The sequence below is a fragment of the Vicinamibacterales bacterium genome, from assembly GCA_041659285.1.
In the GTDB taxonomy this organism is placed as follows: domain Bacteria; phylum Acidobacteriota; class Vicinamibacteria; order Vicinamibacterales; family UBA2999; genus 12-FULL-67-14b.
In genome coordinates this window covers 116,448-139,729 of record JBAZYO010000010.1, presented here as the reverse complement: position 1 = coordinate 139,729, position 23,282 = coordinate 116,448, and the positions used below count along the sequence as shown (strand labels likewise).

The 23,282-nt window shown below is 65.7% G+C and carries 19 protein-coding genes; 7 read left to right on the top strand and 12 right to left on the bottom strand.

Annotated elements, in window-relative coordinates:
- Positions 1 to 13: 13 nt before the first annotated feature.
- Positions 14 to 886, bottom strand: coding sequence for a TatD family hydrolase (locus WC815_16805; protein ID MFA5910445.1), 873 nt, complete (start codon positions 884 to 886; stop codon positions 14 to 16).
- A complete protein-coding gene (locus WC815_16800; GenBank protein ID MFA5910444.1) occupies positions 883 to 1,578 on the bottom strand; it encodes an EboA domain-containing protein in 696 nt (231 codons plus the stop codon). Before WC815_16800 ends, WC815_16805 begins: the two co-directional genes overlap by 4 nt.
- 56 nt (positions 1,579 to 1,634) lie before the next feature.
- Here WC815_16800 and WC815_16795 point away from each other — a divergent pair, with 56 nt between their 5' ends.
- The 4 genes from WC815_16795 to WC815_16780 are packed head-to-tail and all read left to right on the top strand — an operon-like array spanning position 1,635 to position 6,629.
- A complete protein-coding gene (locus WC815_16795) occupies positions 1,635 to 2,648 on the top strand; it encodes a methyltransferase (protein ID MFA5910443.1) in 1,014 nt (337 codons plus the stop codon).
- A gap of 8 nt (positions 2,649 to 2,656) precedes the next feature.
- A complete protein-coding gene (locus WC815_16790) occupies positions 2,657 to 3,931 on the top strand; it encodes a hypothetical protein (GenBank protein MFA5910442.1) in 1,275 nt (424 codons plus the stop codon).
- A gap of 3 nt (positions 3,932 to 3,934) precedes the next feature.
- The gene (locus WC815_16785) at positions 3,935 to 5,320 is read left to right on the top strand and encodes an ATP-binding protein (GenBank protein ID MFA5910441.1); all 1,386 of its coding nucleotides are present in this window, start codon (positions 3,935 to 3,937) and stop codon (positions 5,318 to 5,320) included.
- The gene (locus tag WC815_16780; GenBank protein ID MFA5910440.1) at positions 5,313 to 6,629 is read left to right on the top strand and encodes a sigma-54 dependent transcriptional regulator; all 1,317 of its coding nucleotides are present in this window, start codon (positions 5,313 to 5,315) and stop codon (positions 6,627 to 6,629) included. Before WC815_16785 ends, WC815_16780 begins: the two co-directional genes overlap by 8 nt.
- Positions 6,630 to 6,654: 25 nt before the next feature.
- On the opposite strand, the gene WC815_16775 is transcribed toward WC815_16780, so the two are convergent.
- Genes WC815_16775 through WC815_16765 form a run of 3 tightly spaced genes read right to left on the bottom strand, consistent with a single transcriptional unit; the run spans position 6,655 to position 9,177 of the window.
- Entirely contained in the window at positions 6,655 to 7,284 is a 630-nt protein-coding gene (locus tag WC815_16775; GenBank protein ID MFA5910439.1) for a VTT domain-containing protein, read from the bottom strand.
- Positions 7,285 to 7,318: 34 nt separating this feature from the next.
- Positions 7,319 to 8,425: a prenyltransferase/squalene oxidase repeat-containing protein gene (locus WC815_16770; GenBank protein MFA5910438.1), complete on the bottom strand. Its 1,107-nt coding sequence runs from the start codon at positions 8,423 to 8,425 to the stop codon at positions 7,319 to 7,321.
- 32 nt (positions 8,426 to 8,457) lie between these two features.
- Positions 8,458 to 9,177, bottom strand: coding sequence for a YdjY domain-containing protein (locus WC815_16765; protein MFA5910437.1), 720 nt, complete (start codon positions 9,175 to 9,177; stop codon positions 8,458 to 8,460).
- 317 nt (positions 9,178 to 9,494) lie between these two features.
- Here WC815_16765 and WC815_16760 point away from each other — a divergent pair, with 317 nt between their 5' ends.
- The 3 genes from WC815_16760 (at position 9,495) to WC815_16750 (ending at position 15,227) form a co-directional block, all read left to right on the top strand.
- Entirely contained in the window at positions 9,495 to 9,887 is a 393-nt protein-coding gene (locus WC815_16760; GenBank protein MFA5910436.1) for a hypothetical protein, read from the top strand.
- A gap of 20 nt (positions 9,888 to 9,907) precedes the next feature.
- Positions 9,908 to 14,260: an Ig-like domain-containing protein gene (locus WC815_16755; GenBank protein MFA5910435.1), complete on the top strand. Its 4,353-nt coding sequence runs from the start codon at positions 9,908 to 9,910 to the stop codon at positions 14,258 to 14,260.
- Between the two features lie 97 nt (positions 14,261 to 14,357).
- A complete protein-coding gene (locus WC815_16750) occupies positions 14,358 to 15,227 on the top strand; it encodes a hypothetical protein (GenBank protein MFA5910434.1) in 870 nt (289 codons plus the stop codon).
- 468 nt (positions 15,228 to 15,695) lie between these two features.
- Here WC815_16750 and WC815_16745 read toward each other — a convergent pair whose 3' ends face one another.
- The 7 genes from WC815_16745 to WC815_16715 form a co-directional block, all read right to left on the bottom strand.
- Complete coding sequence (locus WC815_16745; protein MFA5910433.1) at positions 15,696 to 15,926, bottom strand: hypothetical protein; 231 nt, start codon at positions 15,924 to 15,926, stop codon at positions 15,696 to 15,698.
- Between the two features lie 228 nt (positions 15,927 to 16,154).
- A complete protein-coding gene (locus WC815_16740; GenBank protein ID MFA5910432.1) occupies positions 16,155 to 16,478 on the bottom strand; it encodes a Rieske 2Fe-2S domain-containing protein in 324 nt (107 codons plus the stop codon).
- A gap of 2 nt (positions 16,479 to 16,480) precedes the next feature.
- On the bottom strand, positions 16,481 to 18,307 hold the full coding sequence (locus tag WC815_16735) for a M28 family peptidase (protein ID MFA5910431.1): 1,827 nt from the start codon (positions 18,305 to 18,307) through the stop codon (positions 16,481 to 16,483).
- Positions 18,308 to 18,355: 48 nt separating this feature from the next.
- Positions 18,356 to 19,372: a hypothetical protein gene (locus WC815_16730; GenBank protein ID MFA5910430.1), complete on the bottom strand. Its 1,017-nt coding sequence runs from the start codon at positions 19,370 to 19,372 to the stop codon at positions 18,356 to 18,358.
- A 200-nt stretch (positions 19,373 to 19,572) separates the two neighbouring features.
- The gene (locus WC815_16725) at positions 19,573 to 19,995 is read right to left on the bottom strand and encodes a type II toxin-antitoxin system VapC family toxin (GenBank protein MFA5910429.1); all 423 of its coding nucleotides are present in this window, start codon (positions 19,993 to 19,995) and stop codon (positions 19,573 to 19,575) included.
- Entirely contained in the window at positions 19,992 to 20,303 is a 312-nt protein-coding gene (locus tag WC815_16720) for a hypothetical protein (protein MFA5910428.1), read from the bottom strand. Before WC815_16720 ends, WC815_16725 begins: the two co-directional genes overlap by 4 nt.
- Positions 20,304 to 20,387: 84 nt before the next feature.
- Positions 20,388 to 23,246: a TonB-dependent receptor gene (locus WC815_16715; GenBank protein ID MFA5910427.1), complete on the bottom strand. Its 2,859-nt coding sequence runs from the start codon at positions 23,244 to 23,246 to the stop codon at positions 20,388 to 20,390.
- Positions 23,247 to 23,282 lie beyond the last annotated feature (36 nt).

Sequence of the window (23,282 nt, the reverse complement as noted above, 5' to 3'; positions counted from 1 at the left end):
CCGGCGGGCCAGCCTACCGCTGGTCCCCGCGCAACACCGAGTTGGTCTCGAACTTCTGCCCGCGGTCGATGGCCGGCCGCTGTTCGAGGTCGGCGACGTCGAGCCGGCCGCTCTGCGCGAAGAACGCCACCGGGTTGTCCCACACGATCCGCTGGATCGCATCGTCGGGAATACCCTGCTCCTGCATCACCGCGATCGTCTTGGGCACCTTGAGCGGATCGCTGATGCCCCAGTCGGCGGCGCTGTTGACGATGATGCGGTCGGTGCCGTACTTCTTCACGAGCGCGGCCATGCGCAGCTCGTCCATCTTGGTGTTCGGGTAGAGGGTGTGCCCGGCCCAGCATTTGGTTTCCAGGACCAGGGGCAGCGTCTCTTCGTTGTTGTGATCGATCAGCACGCGCTCCTCCGGAAACCCGAGCTTGCGCACCACCTCGATGGTGCGCTGCGTGCCGCGTTTCTTGTCACGATGCGGCGTGTGAATGAGGACCGGCAGCGAGAACTCGGCGGCCAGTTCGATTTGTCGCGCCAGCACTGCCTCCTCGGCGTCGGTCTGGTCATCGAACCCGATCTCGCCAACCGCGACGACGCCGTCTTTCGCCAGGAAGCGCGGGAGCAACGCCAGCACTTCGTCCGACAGCTTCGGGTTGTTGGCTTCCTTGGGGTTGAGGCCGATGGTGCAGAAGTGGCGGATGCCGAACTGCGAGGCGCGGAAGCGTTCCCAGCCGAGCAGGCTGTTGAAATAGTCCACGAAGCTGCCGGCCTGCGTGCGCGGCTGTCCCAGCCAGAACGCCGGCTCGACGATGGCGAGAATGCCGGCCTTGGCCATGGCTTCGTAATCGTCGGTCGAGCGCGACGTCATGTGGATGTGCGGGTCGAAAATCTTCATGAAGGCTCCTGGGCCAGGTCGTGGAGGGCCATCCCGATGTCGGCCGGCACCGTGCGGCCGGCGGCGGTGCGCTCGGCGGCGTAGTCGCGCGCCATGCGTGACAGTTCGGGGTTCAACCGCGAGGGCAGGCCAGCCACTCGACTGAGGGCAATCGAATTGAACAGCGCCTTCAGCACCATCTGGTTGAAGTTGCGCTCGGGGAAATGCGCCGCCGGGTAGGGGTTCTCGCAGGCCAGCGATTCGAACACGGGGATGATGTTGCTGCGGCACGCCTCGATGGCGTGCGGCAGCAACGGGCCGGCTTCCGGCCACAACGGCAGCGCCCGCAGCCAGCTCTGTTGCTCGCGCGCGTCGCCTTCTTCGAAGCAGGCGAGCGCGGCGTCCACGAACGGCTGCCCGGCGCCCGCCAGGGTGCGCCGGGCCATCAGCAACAGCGCCCGCGCCGCATCGTCCTGGGTCCACCGCTCGAAGCCCACGCCCGGTGCGGCCTCGCGCAATTGCTGCAGGCCGGCGGCGCCGATCGGCAGTGATCCGCGGCCGGCGTGGAGCGAGGCGCGTGCGTAGGCGTCGAGCAGGGGCCGCAGCGAGCTGTCGCCGGCCTGCGCCTGGCCGCGGGCGAGCCACGCCGCGGCTTCGGGAGTGGCGCCCTGGCGCAGCGCGGATGCAAGGATGCGTTCAACGACCGTCAACATGAGGGGATGGGTAACTGACCCAATGACTGTACCGGAAGGGTTACTATTCCTGCTACATGAATCCGTCGCAGAACGCCCCCAATCCCGGCCTCATTACCCAGTTAGCCATCGCGTATCGGTCGTCCGCCATCTTCTTCGCCGCGTCCGAGCTCGACGTGTTTTCCGCCCTGGCCGGCGGCGCCCTCACCGCCGAAGAACTGGCCACGAAGTCGGGCGCTCAGCAGGAGCCGTTGCGCCTGGTGCTCGAATCGTGTGTGGATGCCGGCCTGCTGACACGTGACGGCAACCGCTTCGTCAACACGCCGACGGCCGAGACGTTCCTGGTCCGCGGCCGTCCAGCATACCTGGGCGGCGCGCTGACCTACGCGCGCGACCTCTATCCCGCCTGGGGCGGGCTCACCGGCCTGGTGAAGTCCGGCCGCCCGACCATGCCGCCCGAGACCATTCTCGGCGAAGACCAGGCCAAGACGCGCGCCTTCGTCATGGCCATGCACGAACGCGCCAAGGGCATCGGATCGGTGTTGTCGCAGATCGTCGATCTGACCGGCCGCACGCGCTTGATCGACGTGGGCGGCGGCCCGGGCACGTATTCCGTCCTGCTGTGCGCGAGGACACCGGGCCTGACCGCGACCGTGCTCGATCGTCCCGGCGTGCTCGAAGTCACGCGCGAGCTGGTGGACGCCGCCGGCTTCGCCGACCGCGTGTCGCTGCTGCCCGGGGATTACCTGAAGACGCCGTTCGGCTCGGGCTTCGACGTCGCCCTCCTTTCGGGCATGATGCACCGCGAGAATCCGGACAACGTGATGCTGTTGCTCACCAAGACCTTCGCCGCGCTCGAGCCAGGCGGCCAGGTGATTGTCAGCGACGTGTTCTTCGACGACGACCACAAGAACAGTCCGCCGTTCACGACCTCGTTCGCGTTGAACATGATGGTGACCAGCGCCCACGGCTCCGCCCACGCCAAGACCGAGATGCAGCGCTGGCTGGCGGCGGCTGGATTCGGCGCCATCGAAGTGCGTGACATGCCGCGGCCGAATCCGCATTCGCTGGTCCTGGGGGTCAAGCCGTGATGAACGCCGTGCGCCCCCCGGCCTGGCTGATCGCGATCACCGCCGCGATGGCGGCGATCCTGCTGGCGATGGCCGTGACCGAGACCAGCTTCAAGGGCCAGTACCTGATCGATCAGGGCGAGTACCTGAGCCTGGTCGGCCTTGGTTTCATCCTGCTGGCCGGGGTCTACCTCTATCGCCGGCAGCGGCTGGTGGTGTCGATGCCGCTGGTGTTGCCCTGGCTGTTCTACCCGGTGATCACGCAGGGCGACCAGATCATCGACAACCTGCCGATCAACGCCATGCGCTGGATCGTCCACATCCTGCTGGCGGCGATCTTCGCGATGCCCGTGGCGGTGATCGTGATGGCCGCGCGCTACACGGTGTGGCGCGATCTTGGACGCGAGCGGACCGCGATGCTCGCGGTGGCGCTGTTGACGCTGGAGATGATCCTCGCCAACCTGTTTCTGGGCACGCTGATGATCATCACGCTGGTCGTGACGATCCTGGCCGTGATCCTGTATGCATGGCGCCAGCCGCCGGCGGCACCCGCGGATCCGGTCGCCGGGCGCTCCCGCGCCGAGCGGACGGCCGTGATGGCGTTGGTGGCCGGCGTGGTGATTTCGGGCGGCCTCTATCTCGGTTTCAAGAATCGCCCGGGTGCGTATCAGGGCAGCCCCAGCTTCTACATGGATCCGGCGCAGCCCGGCGCCGGCTTCAACTTCGAGGCCATCGCGGTGCCGGCGCGTCCGGCCGCGGCGCCCGCTGAAGCGGAGGCCGTGCAGACCGCGCTCGCGATGTATGCGAGGAGCCTGGAGAAGCTGCTCGACGGTTATTACGTGCTCGACCGCAACTACAACTACCACTTCCACAACGAGCTCTTCCTGCGGTCCACGCCCCTGCTGCCGGACTACCGCGCCGCCGGGCTGCGACTGATCGAAGAGGCGGCCGCACTGCGCACCGCCGCGGAACCGGCGGCCGACCAGGCCCTGGCCTCGCTCGATCCGGCCGATCCGCTGGCGGCGCTGATCGCCGACGTCCGCGGATACGTCGCGTTCAACTTCGAGCGTGCCGCCACCCTCGAACGGATGAGCGGGGTCTTTGAAACCAGCCAAGCCGGCCTGCAGCACGCCACCCACATCTACGAGGGCGAGGGCAAGTTCCTGGGGGTCAGCCTCGCGCGGCTGCTCGACAAGCACCAGGCGGTGCTGGCCGCGCCGGCAGCCACGGCGGTGACGCATGACTTCGTGACCGCCAGCCGCGGCATTCACGACGCCTATGCCAACCGGATTGTCGGGTTCTGAGCCATGGGATGGCGCCTCCGGCTGCATTATCGGATCGTCATCCCGTTCGCCGTGGTCGCGCTGGTCGCCACCTCCGCGTCGGCCTTCCTGGCGCTCCTCGTGGTGTCGCGCGCCTTCGAGGCCAGGATCCAGTCACAAATCCTCAACACCGCCGATGTCATCAGCCGTGGCGGCTTCGCCTTCAACCCCGCCATTCTTCGCAGCGTCAAGGCCATCACCGGCGCCGACGTCGTCGCCTTTGATGACGGCGGTGCGGTCCTCTCCACGACCATCGACCCCGCTCGCGACCGGTTGATTCGCACCGTCACGTCCGGCGAAGACGCCCGCGCCGCCCGCGCCGCCGGGGTGGCGGGCCTCGTGCACGCGCTGGACTGCGATGCCCCGTGCTACGCCGCCTACCGCCCGGTGTCGGACCGGCCCGGCGTGCTGGTGGCCGTGATCGTCGAGACCACCGAAGCCGCCGCCGCCATTCGCACCGTGGCGCGCACCATCCTGTTGACCGCGCTGACGAGCCTCGCCGGGCTCGTCCTCATCAGCCAGGTGGTGGCCAGGCGCGTCACCGCGCCGCTCGAGCAGTTGGTGACCTTCACCCACAACGTCGCCGGCGGCGGCCGCGGCCGCGCCCGCGCCGGGACCGACGAAGTGGGGCGGTTGGGGCAGGCGTTCAACGAGATGCTGGATCAGCTGGACGCGTCGCAATCCGCGCTGGTGCGGTCCGAGAAGCTCGCGCTCGCCGGTCTGCTCGCCGCCCGGGTTGCGCACGACATTCGCAACCCGCTCGCCTCGATGAAGATCCAAGCGCAGCTGCTCGAGTCGCGCGTCAAGGGCGACGCGCGCAGCGGCACGCTCGTGGGCGCCGTGCTCGACGACATCAGCCAGCTCGAGTCGGTGATTCGCGACCTGATCGAGCTGGCGCGGCCGGGCGAGATCCGGCGCATGCCCGCCGACCTGAACGCGCTCATCCGTACCGTGCTCCGCCAGCTCGACGCCCGGCTGCTGCACCGCAAGGTCGCGGTCCAGTTGGACCTGCCGGCCCGGTTGCCGCTGGTCAACATCGACCCCGAGCGGTTGTCGCAGGCCCTGCTCAACGTGATCAGCAACGCCGGGGATGCCATGCCCAACGGCGGAGTCCTTGACATCAGGACGCGCGCCACCGGGGACCATGTGGTGATCGAGATCGACGATGACGGCGAAGGTATCGACCCCGAGATCATGGACCGCGTCTTCGACCCGTTTGTCTCGTCGAAGCCCGGCGGCGTCGGCCTCGGCCTCGTCAATGCCAAGGCCGTTGTCGAAAGCCACGGCGGCCGCATTGCCCTCACGCCTCGTCAACCGCGGGGCACGCGTGCGATGATGACCTTGCCCCTCGGCGCATCCAATCATGGCTGACATCCTCGTAGTCGACGACGACGCGTCCGTGGCGGGCGCGTTGCGCCGGTTCCTCGAGATCGAAGGCCACGCGTGCCGCGTGGCGAGCAACGCCGCCGACGGGCTGGCCGCGATCGACGAGCGCCGCCCCGACCTCGTGCTGATGGACATCCGCATGCCAGGGGTGGATGGGCTGCAGGCCCTCGACCGGGTGCAGGCGAAGTACCAGGGCCTGTGCGTGGTGATGATGACGGGATACGGCACCAGCCAGACCTCGATCGACGCCATGAAGGCCGGCGCGTTCGACTACATCACCAAGCCGCCCAGCCTCGACGCGCTGCGCCGGCTGATTGCCCGCGCCCTGGCCGCCGGCCAGCCGGTTGCCGGCGACGCCGAACCGTCGGAACCGGTGGTGCCGCGGCTCGTCGGCGATACGCCGGCGATGGCCGAGCTCTACAAGATGATCGGCCGGCTGGCGAAGAACGACGTGCCGGCCCTGTTCGTGGGCGAGCACGGCACCGGCAAGAGCCTAGCCGTGGCCATGCTCCACGACAGCAGCGAGCGGCGGCACGAGCCCCTGGTGCGGGTGAACTGCACCATTCCGGTGGCGGCGCTCGAGAGCGCGTTGTTCTCCGGCGCCACGGGCACGCTCCACCTCTCGAACATCGAGGCGATGCCGGCCGCCCTGCAGGCGCGGCTGGCCCGGGCGCTGACCGACAGCGACCGCGCGCGGTCCACCGAACGCATCCGGGCGCGCGTGCTGGCGTCCACCTCGGCCGACCTGGCCGCGGAAGTCGCGGCCGGCCACTTCAACCGCGGGCTCTACGACGTGATCTCGCTGATCACCATCCACATCCCGCCCTTGCGAGAGCGCCGCGACGACCTGCCGATGCTGATTCGGCATTTCATCGGTTCGATCAACGCCAAGCTGAATCGATCGATCAAAGGGGTGGATGAGCAGGCCCTGAAGCGGTTGCAGGAACATCGCTGGCCCGGGAACAGCGGCGAGCTGGAGCGCGTGCTGACCCGCGCCGCCATCCTGGCCGGCGGCGACATCATCACCTCGAACGACATCGCCTTCCTCACCGACTCGGTGTTCCAGGCCGGCACCGACGGCGCCTCAGGGCTCGACCGCGCGGTGCGCGCGGCGCTGCAGGAACGGCTGGTGGATTCGCCGCAATCCAATCGCCTGTTCCATCAGATTGTGGAGGCGGTGGAGACGGCACTGGTGAAGGAGGCGCTGGCCATCACCAACGGCAACCAGGTGAAGGCCTCGGAACTGTTGGGCGTCAACCGCGCCACGCTCCGCAAGAAGGCCCCTTCGGAGTAAATGTGGCGTCCGCCTTCAGGCGGACTTACTGTATCCGCGCGCGGTACCAGACCCACCCGGCCGCGGCCACCGCGACCAGGATCACGATGGCCGGCACGAGGCTACCGGTCTCGCGCGACATCGCGCCGGCATAGGCGTAGACGAGCACGATTGGCGCCGTCCCAATCGCCGACGCCACCAGGAACGTGCGGCGGCGCATGGTTGACAGGCCGGCGACCACGCTCATGGTTTCCATCACCACCGGGAGCGCGCGCGTCACGACGACCGCCGCGGCGCCGTGCTTCAGCAGGATCTGGTTGAGCCGCTCAACTTCATTCGCATCGCCGACGAACCGTGACGACAAGCCGGTGCCGTAGCGGCGCGCCAGCTCGAACCCGAGCCACTCGCCGCCAATCGATCCGGCAAAGGCGAGCAGCGCGCCCCACCCCACGCCGAAGGCGGCGCCGCTGAGGACCATGACGAAGCTGGACGGGATGGGCAGGAACACGTCGGCCGCGAGCAGGCCGACGATGGTGGCGGCGCCCGCGGGACCGGCGTGTTCGACCCACGAGCGCGCCCACGGCTCCAGGTTGATGCCGAGAATGTTCTCGACCAGCAACTTGGAGCCGATGACGACGCCGGCCACGATCGCGATGAGCGCGATCGTACGACTCATCCCTCGACTCGCCATTCGGCTCGCTCAGGACAGGTTACTGGAGGATCGCCTCGATCGCCATCATCGTGAAGCTGGTGACGAGCACCGGGTTGCCCTGCATCTCCGCGGGGTTTTCGTTGACCCAGAAGCCTTCGGGATGCTGCAGCGCGATCAGCTTCTTCGCGAGGTCTTCGCGCCAGTTATGCGCGACGCCCTTGGCGTCAACCACGACCGGGTCGCCCATCGCCTGTAGCGCCTTGGCGAACACCATGTAGTAGTAGTAGAGCGCCTTGGTGCCGATGCCGGGGTTCTCGTCCACGGTGTAGTTGGCCGAGATCCACTTCAGCGCGTTCTGCACGCGGCGATCGTTCTTCTGCAGGTTGGCCCACGCGTAGCTCATCAGGCCGGCGTAGGTGCCGCTGCCGTACGACTGCGTGGTGGCGTCAACCTGGCTGTAGCCGGGGTAGTAGACGAAGCCACCGTCGTTGGTGGACCACGACTGGTCGTTGGTTTCCCTGTGGTTCTGTGTGCGCTGCAGGAAGGTGATGGCCTTCTGCCAGGCCGGATCGTCGGCCGGCAGCTCCGCTTCCTTCATGGCGCGCAAGCCGTACTCGAGGCTGATGATGTCGGCGATGCCGCCGTCGCTGGTGCCGCCGTAGCCCATGCCGCCGTAGAACTTGTCGTTCTTCTGGATGCCTTCGCCTTCGTCCAGCAGATGGTCGGCGAGATAGGCGCGCGCCCTCTCGATGATGGCCTTGTCTCCGGCGCGGCCGCCGGCGGCCAGCGCCTGCACCGACACCGCCGTGATGTAGTGCGGGATCATCTTCTCGTAGATGCCGCCGTCGGGCTTGGCCAGCGACTTCAGGTAGTCGAGAGTCTTGCCCGTGGTCTGCAGCGATTTCTCGCGCGGCACGCCGGTCTGCCGGAGCAGGGCGGCGGCGACCATGGCGGTGACGCCCGGGTGATTCTCCCAGGTGCCGTCCGGCTTCTGCGCCTTGCGCACGTACTCGGCGCCGCGGTTCAGGCTGGCGATCAGCTGCTGCCGCGTCTCGGCGCTGAAGGCGGGGCCGGCCGGCTTGGCGGCGGGCTGGACTTGATCGGCGGCGATTGGCATTGCGCCGACAAACGGAAGGCACAGCGCGACAAAAAATAGGCGTTTCATTCGAGACCTCAAAGGACAGGGACGGGAAAATTCTATTTTGGTTTCGGGCGTCCCGGCAGCGGCAGCGCCCGGATGGTCAACGACACGTTCATGCCGGCCTTGACCAGCTTCGGATTCAGTATGATGGCGCCAAACCGGCCGAGCAGATCGTTACGAGGGTTGTCGATGATGGCCGATGGACCATGCATCAGGCCGATTAGCACGCCATCAGCCTCGGCAAGGAACTTCGGACCATCGCTGGTCGTGACAAATGTCGATCCCGCATAAACCCACGGACCGGCCGGGATCGTCTTCTTGGTCCCCTGGTCGAACAGAATCTCCTCGATCTGGACGCGACGAGTCTTGTCGCCCCCGGGCAGGTCAATCCACAGTTCCACCGGGTCGCCTTCGGGCGCGATGGGATCGAATTGCACCTTGGAGGGCCGGGATCGAGCCGGGTCGAGGCCGATCAGCAACAACGCGGCATTGAAGCTGATGGCATCCGTATCCAGGGTGACGGCGCTTTCGTACGCCTTGGCCCCATCTTTCGCATTGGCGATGAACTCGACGGTCGTGACGTCATTCAGCGTCCCGGGAACGGTGACGTCGCGCCTGGCGGTATCGACCAGCAATGCGCCCACCCGATATGTGTGCTCGCCCAGTTTTTCGACCTGGCTGCGAGCCGTCGAAGGTTGGGGTGACGGTGAGGCAGCCGTTGCATTCAGAACCAGGGTGAACCAAATGCAGCCGAGTAGGCGGATCGAAGAATTCACCGCGCAATTCTAACCGACCCTCAATTGAACCCGCGCGGACGATGTTTTAGACCCAACCAAATTGGTCATGACACCAGATCCTGACGCTAGAGCACGCGACAAAGTCTGTTCTGTCCGACCCTGACGTCACCTGGCAGGCCGTGACCAGTGTCAATATAAACCAATGTAAACAAAAGACTTAACTGCACTGTGTGCAAACATTAATCAGCGAATGCTTAAGTTGCATACATTTTGTTTGACACCTCCGACCCTGCTCCCTGATGATGTCCCTCACGTATTTGTCTGGCAATGACCGTTTCTGTCATCAGGAGTCTCACATGAGTCGCACCTCCGTTCTAATCCTGGCGTTAATGCTCGCCATTGCAGGAGCGATGACTACCGCCATCGCCAAGTCAGACGACTTGTCGGCCACCATGGTGGCCAGCGAAGTCCTGGTCCAGGAAAACCTTGCAGATGCGACGTTCACAATCCAGGTGACGAACGGCGGCAGCACGTCAGCGTCCAATGTCCGGGTGGTTTTTAGTGACGGTGCGGAAGTCGTGATCGGGGACGTGGCCCCCGAGGGTTCGGCTACCAGTGACTCCCAGCGGCGGGTGTTCGACACCTCAGCCACGCCCTCGCGTACCCTCCCCATTCAGGTCACGGTCAAGTACTCGCAGGACGGCGCCGACGTGGAAGTTCCGGCGACCCTGATTCTGAGGACCAACTAATGAAGGTCATCCAGACTGCCATGTCCACTTCACGATCGTTCCTGAGCACCCGCCTGGCGCGCCTGATCGGCCTGGCGGCGTTCATGCTCGCCGCCGCGGCGCCCGTTGTATCCGCCGACACGCTGATGATGCCCAAGCGCGATGCGCGCAAGGGCGTGCCCGTTGTGGTGTGGGGTATCACTACGCAATCGAGCGCCGCTACTTGCACGCTCGACTTTGGCGATGCCACTCCGGTCCAGAATTGCACCGGCGCCGACCGGTCGTACAAGGCCTATGCCCACACCTACGCGAACCAGGGGACCTTCACGGCGACGCTGACCGTCGGTTTGGAGGTTGCCACGGTTAATGTGCAGGTGTTTGACGCGGCGCTGCTTCCCGGTGGCGCGACAGGTGACAACAATCGCAGCCTGGGTATCAACATGGCCATCCAGGATGGCCTGCGGTACATGTGGTACAGCCACGCCAACCGGACGACTTTTGACACGAACCCCCAGGGCTACTGGACCAACGCCGGCTATGGCTCAGCAGAAACGGCGCTGGTCGTTCTTGCGTTCCAGAACCACGGCTACAAACTGCCCAACAACGGCAGCGCGCCCACGGGGTTGTACGAGAAGTACGTCGTCCGTCGCGGGCTCAATTTCGTGATCGCGAATCTCTCGACACTTTCGATCGGCAGCCAGGGGGCAGGCGACCCGCGCGTGGCCGGTTTGGGTGTCGCTGCGGGCGATTCCACCGCACTGAAGGCGCCCTCCCCCGAGGGGTATGCGTCGGCCATCGCGATGCTGCCGCTCGCGGGAAGCGGCGCGCTCAATCGGGTCAATACAGAAGTCGCGGGGTATACGAACGGCAAGACGTTCGGCGAGATCCTGCAGCGCCTGACCAACGGTCTGTCGTGGGGGCAGGGGGACAGCGGCAATGGGCGAGGCAGTTGGTACTATTCTTACAACTCGACCGTTCACGACGGGTCCACGGTGGGCTGGGACATTCTCGCGTACCTTGCAGCCGAGGCGGGCGGCGCGACCGTCCCGGCGTTCGTCAAGACCGAATTCCAGTGGGCGCTTAATTGCCACTTGAACAACGACGGCGGCTGGGACTACGGAGATGACTGCAATCCGAATGCCGGGAGTTACCAGACCACCGAAAAGGGTGGCATTCCGCTGCAGGGAATGGCCTGGACCGGGGACTCCATCAAGGCTCCCTCGGTAGTCAACTGGATCAACCTCCGCTGGACCGGCGGTCAGGCCTGGTCGTGCGCTGCCAACCACGGCTGCGGCTATGCGATGTTCAACAACTTCAAAGGGTTGAAGCTGCAGGGCGTCACCACGCTCTCGAACGTCAACCGCAGCACGCGTCCGTGGAAGTTCCTCGGCACAACGGGGGTGGAAGACGACTGGTATGCCGACTATCAGGACTACCTGGTCTACAACCAGTCCAACCCGACCACCACGACCGGCGGGAATTGGGCAAGCATGCACCTGATCTCAGGCGTGCAGGGAAACTTTGGCAACTCGATCGCGGAACTGATCCTGTCGCCGGTGGCCCTGGTGCTGCCCGACGAAGATAAGTTCTCTACGGTAGGCCTTAGCCCGGCCACGAACACGGCCCTCTACGGCGGCACCCACACGGTGACGGCCAAGGCCGAGAGCACGGGCGGCACGCCGGTGCCCGGCGCCACGGTCACCTTCACGATTCTGACCGGCCCGAACGCCGGCCAAAGCGGCACCAACACGACCGGCGCAAACGGCCTCGCCACCTTCACGTATACCGACACGGGCGGTGCGGGTCAGGACAAGATCCAGGCGACCATCGGCACCCTCTCGTCCAACATCGTTGAAGCGAACTGGACGCCGATCACGGTCACGGCGACGTTCACCGCCGCCAACAAGGTCTTCGACGGGACCACCGCCGCGTCGGTCACGTCCTGCACCCTGGCGGGCTTCTTGGCCGGCGACGATGTGACCTGCGCCTTCACAGGTGCTGTCGTCTCGTTCGCCGACGCAAACGTCGCCAACGGCATCGCAGTGTCCGGTCTTGGGTTCACCCTCACAGGCACCGATGCTGGCAACTACAACATTGGCCCCGTGATGGCCACGACTGCCAATATCACGCTGGCGCCCTCGGTGACGGTGGTGACCTGCCCGGCGAGCGCGACCTATACGGGCGCGCCGATTGAGGCCTGCTCCGCGAGCGTCACGGGCGTAGGCGGGCTGAGCGCCGCGCTGTCGGTTAGTTACAGCGACAACGTCAACGTCGGCACGGCGACCGCGAGTGCGAGCTACGGCGGTGATCAGAACCACACGGGCAGCGGCGACACCAAAACGTTTGCCATTACCCCGGCGCCGTCGCTGACGGTGGTGACCTGCCCGGCGAGCGTGACCTACACCGGCGCGGCGATTGAGGCCTGCACCGCGAGCGTCACGGGCGTGGGTGGGCTGAACGACGTGCTGTCGGTCGGCTACAGCAACAACGTCAACGTCGGCACGGCGACGGCGAGTGCGGCCTTTGGCGGTGACCTGAACCACACGGCCAGCGGCGACACCGAAACGTTTGAGATCACCCCGGCGCCCACGGTGACGGTGGTGACCTGCCCGGCGAGCGCGGTCTACACAGGCGCGGCGATTGAGGCCTGCACCGCGAGTGTCACGGGCGTCGGTGGGCTGAGCGAAGTGCTCTCAGTCAGCCACAGCGACAACATCATCGTCGGCACGGCGACGGCAAGCGCCAGCTACGTCGGTGATGCGAACCACACGGCCAGCAGCGACACCGAAACCTTTGCCATTACCCCGGCGCCTTCGGTGACGGTGGTGACCTGCACGGCGAGTGTCAGCTACACGGGCGCGCCGCAGACGGTCTGCTCGGCCGTGGTGACGGGCCCAGGTGGTCTCAACCAGGCGGTCACGCCGGTCGACTACTCCGACAACACGAACGTCGGGACCGCGGGCGCTAGTGCCAGCTACCCGGGCGATACCAACTATCAGCCCAGCTCCGATACGGAGAACTTCGCGATCACGCCGGCAGCGACCATCACGGTGGTGAGCTGCCCGGTTAGCGTGACCTACACGGGCGCGCCGCAGGCAGTCTGCACGGCGACGGTCACCGGTCCAGGTGGTCTCAACCAGGCCGTGACGCCGGTGACCCACTCCAACCACACGAACGTTGGAACGGCGGGCGCGAGCGCGAACTATCCGGGCGACGGCAACTACGCACCCAGCTCCGACACCGGTAGCTTCGCGATCACGCCGGCGGCGCTGAGCGTGACGACCAACGACAAGGTGCGCTCGCACACCGCGCCCAACCCGCTGCTCGATGGCACGTTGACCGGTGTCATGCCTGGAGATGGCATCACGGCGTTCTACACCACGGCCGCCACTAACATCCCGGGGCCGTACCTGATTGTGGCGGCGCTGAACGACCCGAACGGCAAGCTCGGGAACTACAGCGTCTCGATCACGAACGGCACCATCACACTAACCAACGTGGCGCCAGTGGCAGTGAACGATGCTTACACGGGTCAGTGGAATACCACGCTGACGATTGCCGCTCCGGGGGTCAAGACCAACGACTCCGACGGGGACAATGACAGCTTCACCGTCGCAATGATCTCCGCGACGTCTCACGGCACGGTGACGCCGCAGGTCGACGGCAGCTTCACGTATCTGCCGCTCGGCAACTACTACGGCACCGACTCGTTCACCTACCAACTGAACGACGGCTTCGGTGGCCTCAGCAACACCGCTACGGTGGTGATCACCATCTCCACGCCGTGCCCGCCGAAGGGCAAGAAGCATCACCACCACTACACGGGTGATGGCGACGATCACGACAAGGGCCGCAACGGCCACCGCAAGGGCGATGGCTGCGACCACGATCGCGACGGCGACCACCACGACAACGACGACAACGATCACGACAACGACGACAACGACCACGACGACGATGACGACGTGGTGTGCGCGGCCGGGACGCCGAAGACCAACAAGGACAACTACTCGATGAAGCAGGACACGACCCTGACCCTCACCGCCAAGTCTGGCGTGCGGAGGAACGACGGGAAGACGCCCACCACCATCGAGCTGTGGAGCAACCCGTCGCACGGCACCGTGACCCTCGCTGCTGACGGCTCCTTCGTATACGTGCCGGCCGCCGGGTTCACCGGCACCGACACGTTCTACTACGTCGCCCGAAGCACCAGCGGCATCGCGAGCCACACCGAGCGCGTGACCATCCAGGTGACGAAGAAGCGTGGCAACGACGACGACTGCAGCAACTCCACGCACGACCACGACAAGGACAAGGACTGGTCGCACAAGGGGAAGAAGTACAAGGGCAGCGCCAAGAACGACAACGATGACGACGACCGGGACCGCCGGTAAGGTCTAGCCCGATTCGGCTTGAGACAACGGGCACGCCTTCGGGCGTGCCCGTTTTCTTTTGGTCGGATAGAATGGCCGAGGAGTTGAGAGGTTCCTCATGACCAACACCACTAGTGACAGCCGCCGCATCCGCTCCGTCGACGTCAACGCTGCCGCTGCGGACGATGTGGCCGACGCCATCGCGCAGATGTACGACGACCAGCTTGATGTGTTGATCGTGCGAAAGGCGCTGGCGGTAGGTCCGCTCGCCGCCGTCGGCGATCGCCTGGACCGCGACGACACCGACCCCGGTTGGGCGCGGCCCAACGTGAAGATGCCGGTGGAGGACATCCAGATTCTCGGCACCGACACGCCAGCGACGCCTACCTACCAGGCGCCGCGCGGCGCCTCTCTCGACGCCTATCTTGAAAGCGCCGAGAAGCACAGCGCCGAGGCCCAGGATGTCTTTGACGCAGGCTTCGAGCCGGCGGCGAAGGTCACTGAGCTGCTCGGCCGCTTCGCCGGCGGCCGGCCGGTGGAAGTTGCGAAGGCGGCGGATGGTCGGTCGTACGTGCCGTTCACCGTGCGCCGGCTGGTCAACGGCAAGCAGATCGGTTTGCATCACGACTACCACTACCCGCTGTCGCTGTACAACGAGCTGGCACCCACGGTCGATACGCGGACGCTAATCAGCTACGTCGCGTTGCTGCGCCGGCCCCAAGCCGGCGGCGAGCTGTGCGTCTATGCGGTCACGCCGGATACGCCCAATCCGCCGAAGATGCCCAACGGGCATTCATGGAATCTCGAGGCCGTTGAACAGGGATTCGACTCCGCGAAGTTCACCCTGGATGTCGGCGACTTCTTCCTGCTGGCGTCGGGCCGGTGCCTGCACCGCATTGCCCCTGTCGAGGGCCCACGGGCGCGGGTCACCATGGGGGGCTTTCTGGCCCTCAGCAAAGATCGCGACCGCGTCTACTACTGGAGTTGAGGGTCGGCTGACCTTAGTAGCCTTCGTCCTTCAGTTCCTTTGCAAGACCACACGCACGTTCAAGGCCCAGGTCGCAGGCCCTCTTGATGTCAGCAGCCGCCTTGGAGTTGTCCTTTGGAACCCCGTCTCCAAGACGGTGCATCACGCCAAGGTTGGCGCAACTGCCCGAATGTCCGTTGTCGCAGGCTTGCTGCCAGAGCGTCACCCCTCGAGGCCGGTCCGGGCCCCCTTTCTGGAAGTAGGCGTCGCCGAGGCTTCCACAACCCGCAACCCATCGCTGTGCGCAAGCTCGGGCGTAGACATCGAAGGACGTCGTGTCGGCGATGGGGCCCCGTCCCTCCTGAAGCAAGAGCGCGTAGTCTTCTATCCTGGGGTCGTCGTGCTTGAATGTCCGCGTGCCTGCCGCGAAAGCCCCGATCCGCCATTACAGTACCGCGCGTTGATCTGCGTCCAGGTTCCCGCATGCCTTCACCCGTCCGTCACGGCATGCGTCTTCCCAGAAGGGCACGGTGTGACCAGGAAGATGAAGAGATACATCTGCGGCGGCATGGTTAGCAGCGTGGCGATTTCCTCACCCCACGTGATGTGGGTCGCGCCGGTGAGGATGTCAAAGGCGTACGCAAAAACGATCTGCGCCGCGATCAGGGGAGCCGCCTCTTGAATGGGAGGCCAATAGAATCCCCAGTACACGAAAATCATCGTGTGGGCGATGGCTTACAGGTAGTGCTGTGGACGCAGCGAGATCTCGACCGCGCGCCGGTGTCGGCGGCACGCCGATGTTCTTCATCGGTACCATGGAAGGCGGCAAGGTGCGGGCGTTGCGCCGGCTGAACGGCGCGGTGTCGTTCGCCGCGTTCCAGCAGACGCTGGACGCGTTGCTCGCCTCGCCGACCCCGGCGCCCGCCCCCCGGCGGCGTCGCTCGCGTCTCAGTCCGTCAGCCGAACGGCGACCGCGTCGCCCTCGATCCGCACCTCGTGGCGCGAGACGCCGACGCGGGGATCCTGCACCATGGTGCCGGTGGCAATCTCATACGACCACCCGTGCCACGGGCAGGTGACGACGCCCCGGTCGATCGGGCCCTCACAGAGGGGCCCGCCCCGGTGGAGGCAGAGATTGTCGAGCGCGTGAAACTGGTCGCCGAGCCGGAACAGCGCCACGTGGCGGCCGCTGACCACCACCATGCGGCCCTTGCCCGGCTCGAAGTCGGCGACCTTGCCGACGATCGCAAACCCTGGAACGGTGCCCGACACCGTTACTTGCGCGCCGCCGGCGTCAGCGTGGTTTCCTTGCGCTCGCCGCCGCGCATGAACACCACCTTGGCGGGCTGGCCGATCTTCAGCAACTCCAGCGCGAACGTGTAGTCGTAGATGTTGGTGATCGACTGGCCGGCAATCTCGATGACCACGTCGCCCTTGGTGAGGCCGGCCTGTTCCGCCGGGCCGCCGCCAATCACGCCGCCGAGCAGCAGGCCCTTCACGTCCGAGGCGTAGTCGGGAATGGTGCCGGTGAACAGCCGCAGGCCGGCGCGGCCGCCGGTCTCGGTCTTCTGCTCGACCTTGGTGAACAGCGGGGCGTCGGGCGAATCCATCAGCCGCTTGACGACGCCCGAGGCCAGCTCACCGACGCGGACGAGGTCCTCGTAGTTGATCTTCTCGGCGGTGTCGCTGGGCTTGTGGTACTCCTGGTGCGCCCCAGTGAAGAAGGTGAGGCAGGCCACGCTCGCGATGTTGAAACTGCCGACGTCGGTCGGCTGATAGGGATCTTCCTGCAGCACGAGGTCGAAGCCGGCGGCGACGTTGGCCTGCTCGAGCAGCTTCGGCCACATCGCGCTGGTGCCGGTGGCCTGCACGGTGAGCTTGTTATCGGCGACGCGGCCCACCATGTCGAAGTTGAGGTAGGCGGCCATCGTCTCGAGCGGGAAGGGCGGCTTGGTGACAAACGCGTTCGAGCCCAGCAAGCCGAGCTCTTCGCCGGACCAGAACGCGATCAGCAGGTTGCGCTTGCGCGCCTGCTTGCCGAAGGCCTCGGCCACGGCGAGCGCGGTGGCCGTGCCGGAGGCGTTGTCGTCGGCGCCATGGTGAATGGCGTTCTTCTCATCCTGGCCCGCGAGCGACCCACCGGTGGTGCCGCGGCCGAGGTGATCGTAATGGGCGCCCACCGCCACCCACGGCTTGTTGATGCCCGTCGTCGGGGTAGTCGCCGGCAGGTAGGCCACCACGTTGTTGCCGGTCTGCTGCTGGCGGATGACGTTGGCCTTCAGCGTCACCATGATGCCGGGGATGGCGAAGCCCGCCACGTGCGGGTTGCCGCTGTCGAACTCCTTCTGCACCTCTTCCAGCGACTTGCCCGACGCCGCGATGATCGGCGCGAATGCGTCACTGCCGACGCTGGCGGCGACAATGCCGGAGCCGGCGATGGCGGTGTCGAAACTCATCGGCACCACGGCGCCGGCGTTGGGCGAGCGCGGTCCGGTGATCACGAGCATGCCCTTGGCGCCGCGCTGGCGGGCCGCCTGCGCCTTGTAGCGCAGGTCGGCGTAGCGGGCGAGAATCGCGCGCGTCTTCTGGTCGGCGTCTTCCGGGAAGTAACGCAAGACCACGACGATCTTGTCCTTCACCTCGAGGCCGGCGTAGCTGTCGTAGCCGAAGTTCTGCGCCTCGGGCACCACCAGGCCATAGCCGGCGAAGACGACCCGCCCGGTGGCCTCGGCGGTATCAGAGAACGACAGCGCCTGCACCGTCGTCGCCCCGGTAAAGGTCTGCGCGCCGCCGGCGTCCTTGGTGACGGTGACCGTCGTCCCGCCGTCCTTCGAGCCGGCCGTGAACGTGAACGGAATGCGGAAGTCGGTCATCCCCGGCAGCGGCTTGGCGCCAATGCGCTTCAGCTCGCTGATGATGTAGTCGCCGGCGAGCTTCTCGCCCGGCGAACCGGTGAGCCGGCCCTCGAACTTGTCGGAGGCCAGCGTCTCGACGTGCGTCCTGGTCCGCGACTGCACGGCGGTGGCCGTCTGCGCGTGCGGGGTGGCCACGAGGAAAGCCGTGGCGACGATGCCAAGAATCAGGCGAAATGTGTTTTTCATGTTCGTGTCTCTGCTGCCGGCACTGAAGTGCCGGCCTCCTGGCACTACCTACTTGCCGCCTGGCTTGCGCGGCGGAGCTGCCTTCAGCGCCGCCATCGCCGCCTCGTGGTTCCACTGCGCCAGGTAGATCTGGCCGGCGGCGCCGGTGCCGCCGGCGCGGCTCGACGTGAACGCGATCTGTGTGCCATCCGGCGACGGCACGGGGAGCCCGTCGAAGCCGTCGGTGTAGGTGATCCGCACCGGCTCCTTGGTGCCCGCCTTGTCCACCATGTACACCTCGAAGTTCTCGAAGCCGAGCTTGTTGGAGGCAAACAGGAAGTACTCACCGGACGGGTGCTCGTAGGGCGCCCAGCTCATGGCGCCGAAGTCGGTGATCTGCTTCTTGTCGGTGCCGTCCGCTTTCATCGTCCAGACGTTGGCGATCAGGCCACCCTCGTCGAAGTGGCGCCACACGATGCGGCCGTCTTTCGTGAAGAAGGTGCCGCCATCGTAGCCGGGCAAATCGGTGAGGCGTTTCTGGCCGGAGCCGTCGGCCTTCATGATGTAGACCTCGGCGAAGTACGAGGCGTCGAGTTCGAGCTGCTTCTGCTCGGCCGCCGACAGCGTGCGGTTGTAGGCGTCGCGCATCGACGAGAACACGATCCGCTGGCCGTCGGGCGAGTAGCCGCCCTCGGCGTCGTAACCCTTGGCCGTGGTCAACTGCTTCATCGTCCCGGTCTTCTCGCTGAACGCGAAGATGTCCATCGACGCGTCGTAGTCCCAGGCGTAGCGGCGCTGCTTGCCGGAGGCGCGGAAGGCCAGCTCGTCATCCTGGTACTGCTTCGACTTGGGATCGAGATGCGTGGACCCGAACATGATCTCGTCGCTGCCCGGCCGGAAGAACGCGCACGTGGTCTTGCCCGTGCCGGGCGAGATGCGCTTGGTGCCGCCGGTGGCGAAGTCGAGCACGTAGATTTGGTAGAACGGGTTGGCCGGGTCGCGCTCGCTCTGGAACACCAGGCGCTTGCCGTCTGGCGACCAATAACCCTCGCCGGCGCGCTTGCCTTCCACGGTGAGGCGGCGCACGCGACTCAGAAAGGTGCGTTCAGACGCCGCCGATTGTGCCTCAGGGGCCGCCGATGACACCGACATCACCATCAGAGCCACAGATGACGCAGATAACAACAGAGTCTTCAGGGGCTTAGGCATCTTTTGGCATTTCCTTCTGCGCTATCTGTGTCATCTGCGGCCCTGGTTTGGGCACCTGAGTTGCCTATTCTACCGGCCTACACCCCAGGGACGAAACTGGTCGTGCTGGCCCTGCCGGGTTGCACGACTCGCAGGCGATGCTCGCGGGCCGCCGCCGCCAGGCGCTCGTCGTAGGTGATGAACTCGACTTCATCGTCGATCGACAGCGCCGTGGCGAGGTGAATGGCGTCGAGCGAACGCAGGGTTGCCGCGCCCAACTGCCCGGCGTCTTCGCGGATCCCGGCGTCGAGGTTCAGCAGGAAGAACCCGCGCATCGCTTCCGTGGCCTCCGAGCCGGCCGCGCGCAAGCGCCGCAGCGCCCGCAGCACCTCGACTTCGGCGAGCACCGACGTTGATGCTTCGATCTCCGGATCACCCAGGTAATCGATCAGCGCCTGCGACTCGGGCTCGAGGTGCACGAGTTTGACGATCGCCGACGAATCAAAATACGCGACTCTCACAAGCGCTCGTCACGCAGGTCCGCAATCACATCTTCACTGCGAGGTGCGCCCGGCAGGCCGGGCGTGGCTGGTGGAAGCGCCTTGAGCGATCGGGTTGGGGCGGACGCGCGGCCTTCGCCGACCAGACGTTCCAGGGTGGTGAGTTGTGCGGCCGGCAGCGGCGCGAGAATGGCCACCACCTGACCATACTCGGTGACGCTCAGCGTCTCCCCGAGCTTTACGCGATCGAGGTAAATCGACAGATTCTGGCGCAATTCACGGACACCGACACTAGCTGGGCCGCGTCGCGCCACTTCGATATCCATCATGTAGCACAAGGTAGCACATCGGCCGGGCACTGTCAAAATGCCCGGCCGATGTCTCCTGATCTTGAGAGGGTCCTGATCTCCTCCCTAGAAGCGGTAGCGCACGCCCAGGCGGAACACACGCGGCGCGATGATGTCCGTCGGCGCCAGGTAGGTCGACCCGTTGCGATTGGTCTGCCCGAAGATCGTGTTGGTGTTCAGCGAGTTGAAGAGGTCGAGTGTCCCTTCGACCGACTGGTTGCCGAACGTCTTGAACCGCTTCGACAGCTTGTTGTCCCAAATCTTCGTCCACTCGTAGCGGCCGGCCTGCGGCTCGATGCGGATCGGGATGTTGGTGTTGCTGGCGTCGCGAATCTGCACTTCGCGGAAGTACGGCTCGCCGCTCTGGGCGAGGAATGAGGTGGCGAACATCAGGCCCCAGGGGAGCTGGTAGCTGCCGCTCACACGCACCGAGTAGTTCCACGACGAGGCGGCGAACTGATAGTTGCCGGTGCCCAGGTTGCTACCTGAGATATTGCCGGACTGTGGACCGTACAGCGCCTCGTTCGGATTCCGCGCCGCGTTGTCGCGGAGGTCGCGATAGTCGGCGTCGAACGACACCAAGAACGAGTAGTTGTTGGAGAGCTGCTTGTTCAGCGTCGTGCCAAATGCGTGGTAGCGGTTGTTACCCGCGGCCTGCACGATACGCTCGATGTTTCGACCGAACGTCGGATAGGTGTTCGGCACCGAGTAGACGATCAGCGTCCGGTCGTCGGCGGTGCCGGTGACGTTGTCGCGACCCGGGTCGATGCCCGTCCGTGTTGCGGTGTAGGCCTCGTACGGCAGCGCCAGGTTGATCGACTGGTTGCCGTTGCCGTCCATCTTCCGCACGTAATTGAACTGCAACGTCACGACGCGGCTCAGGCCGAGGTCGAGGCCGGCCGTGTACTCGTCTACGAATGGCCCCTTGAGATTCGGATCGATCGTACGGCTTGTGCCTCCGCCGGCCGTGGAGGTCAGGTTGGCGGCGACGGGCGTGTACGGAATGCGGCCATCCCAGTTCGAGTAGGTCCGCGTGATGATGGCGTTGGGGTTGACGTCGGCGCCGCCCGGTCCGGGATTCGCCGACGCGCCGGAACTGCCGCCGACATAGCGGCCGTAGCTGGCGCGCACCGCCACCCGGCCTTCGCCGGTCAGGTCGTAGACGGCCGACACGCGCGGCACCAGCGACTGGTAGATCGGGAAGTTCTCCTCACCCTTGTAAGGGTAGATGTTCGTGGCCGCGAAGGGGCCGGTGCCGGGGTTGCCCTGCTCGGGCAGGAAGCTCGAGTAGCGATCGAATCGCACGCCGATGTTCAGCGTCAGCTTGCGGCTGAGGGTGATCTTGTCGTTCAGGTAGGCCGAGTTGTACCACTCGCCTGAGGCCGTCGTGTTCGGGTAGTCGTAGACGAGCACCGAGTCGGGCCGCGTGAAACAGCCATCGTAGTTTTGCGCCTCGTTGCATCCCGGATCGCCGGCGAGGCTGCGATAGCGATACTGCTGCTGATTCGGGTAGCCGATGTTCTTGGTTTCCACCATGTTGCGCCAACCGAGGTAACCCGACTTCAGTTCGTGGTTCCGGCCCCACAGGTTCGCGAAGTACGCGAAGGTGGCGCCGTACTGCCAGCGTCGCGGCTTGCGATCGGTTTCGAGGAAGGCGCCGCGCGTCGGGCCGTTGTTGGTCGCCAGATCCGTCTTGCGGACATCCGTCGTCCATGGCACGTCGGGCCACCAGTAGCCGCCGCGCTGCAAGCTGGCGTCAAACGTCGCCCGCGACGAAAGAATCGAGAGCCACTTGAACGACGGACCGACCAGCGACCACGAGTCCTGGTTCTGCGTCGATTCGAGCGGCACGTACCGGCTGGCCGTGCGATACGGCTGCCACTTGCGTCCCACCTGGAACATGCCCTCGAACTTGTTGTTCTTGGTGATCTGGTAGGTGATCTTGCCGGTCGGATCCTGCAGCTTGGTGTAGAACTCGACCTGCTGCCGATCGGCCAGGCTGATGAAGCCCGGGATCAGGTTGCCGGACGACGCGTCGCGGTGGCTGGCGTAGAACCAGAGGCGATCCTTGAGGATCGGGCCGCCGATTTCACCGTAGAAGTCCTTGTAGCTCGTGAACTTGTTCACGCCGGGCGCGTAACCCTTGGCCAGCAGTTCGGGCGTGACGTTCTTGCCCTGGAAGTCGCCGGACTGGTAGTTCGCCGAGCCGACGCCCTTGAAGACGTTGCTGCCCGACTTGACCACCAGGTTCATGGTCACGCCCGGGTTCATCGCGTCGGCGCCCTTGGCGGCCGTCGTGATCTGCGCTTCTTCATACGTGCCGAAGTCGCCGTAGGTCTGGTCCCAGATCATGCCGTCGTAGCTGACCACGCCGCCGCCGGCGCGGCCGAAGGTGCGCGCGGCCGGACCGGAGCCGGTGCCGAAGTTCGAGCCGCCGACGTCGAACGACGTCGCGTAGAGGCCGGGAATCATCGACACCAGGCCGGTCAGGCTGCGGCTGGATGGCAGGTCGTCGAGCTTCTGCTGATCCCAGTTGACCGCGACGTTGGCCGACTCGAGGTCGATGGTCGGCGACTGGCTGGTGACCGTGACGCTTTCCTGCAACGCCGCCACTTCCATCTTGCCGTTGATGGTCGCGGTGGCGCCCGCGTTCAGGTTTACCTGCTGCACGTTCAAGGTCGCGAAGCCCGGGAGCACGAACGAAATCGTGTACTGGCCGCCCGGCAAAAGCGTGAAGCGATAGACACCGAGTTCATCAGTGACCGCGGTGCGCGCACCGCCGATCAGGTTGGGACTGGTCACCGACACCGTCACGCCCGGAAGCGCGCCTCCGCTGGTGTCGGTGGCCCGGCCGGTAATGGCACCGGTTTGTTGCTGCGCTTCGGCCGCACCCGCAAGTGCCACCGCCAGCGCGATCGACGTCATCCACGCCACTCTCAAAGTCTTCCAATTCATACGTTT